Consider the following 968-nt stretch of genomic DNA (forward strand, 5'->3'; position numbering starts at 1 on the left):
AAAGAGGCAGAAGTTTCACGCTTACTCAAGGAATTGATTTCTCTCGGATACGCACCGAGTCGTCCTTCACTTCCTTCGGAGCCTCCCTCTCCCCCATTGCTTTTGTCCCTGGATGATCTGATACCCAACGAGCCATCTTCATCACCAGCTCTCCCTCATTCTGATTCGACAGCGATCCTTCTTAAGGATTTTGACTCAGCACACCAATCCCATACTCAAAGAGCTGAGCAAGACAAAGAGGCAGAAGTTTCACGCTTACTCAAGGAATTGAAATTTTGTGCCAATGTTCAGGAAGCGCAAATGATCAGTCGGCAACTTCAGCGTTTGTGGTCACAATCAGGCAGTGAGACGATTGATCTTTTGATGACGTGGGCTGAAAATGCCATCAACGCTGACAATTATGGTGTTGCCCTTGATTACATTGATAATGTCATTGCGCTTTTACCCACTTATGATGAAGCATGGGTAAGACGTGCTTGGATTCACATTCAATTGAGTGATTTTAAACTTGTTATGCTTGACCTTTATCATGCTCTCAAACTTGAACCACGTAATTATATAGCACTTTTTGCGCTTGGAGTTACCATGGAAGCGACGGAACGTCCAGGACTTGCCCTTAAAGCCTATGAAATGGCACTTCAATATTATCCGCAAATGCAGAAGCTTCAAAAGCGCATTGAAATCCTTTTAGAACAGCAATCACCACAAGCCCTCTGAATTCTTTAGAGAGATGTGTCGTTTAAGCCGATAATTAAGGAACACGAGAAATATCTGTTTTTTCCTTTATCATTTTGAATGAAACTCTTTGTTTAAACAGTTAAGAGTATCATCTCTGTTTTTGGATAAGGTTTTTGACCAAATTTTATCCCTGCTTCTGCTGCAGCAGTCAAAATCTGAATGACCATTTTTCCCAATTCGTCAATATATCCAAACAACAGAAAATACTTTATATGTTAGCTTTAATGTGC

At 41.0% G+C, this 968-nt stretch carries 2 protein-coding genes; one reads left to right on the top strand and one right to left on the bottom strand.

Annotation, left to right across the window (positions count from 1 at the left end):
* Nucleotides 1-717: hypothetical protein (locus ACFIK8_RS10245; protein WP_375669361.1), on the top strand; the 717-nt coding region annotated here is incomplete at its 5' end.
* Between the two features lie 92 nt (nt 718-809).
* Here the strand turns inward: ACFIK8_RS10245 and ACFIK8_RS10250 are convergent.
* Nucleotides 810-935, bottom strand: a complete 126-nt coding sequence (locus ACFIK8_RS10250) for a hypothetical protein (protein WP_375669362.1) — start codon at nt 933-935, stop codon at nt 810-812.
* Nucleotides 936-968 lie beyond the last annotated feature (33 nt).

This window comes from Bartonella sp. MR168JLCBS (assembly GCF_042194175.1).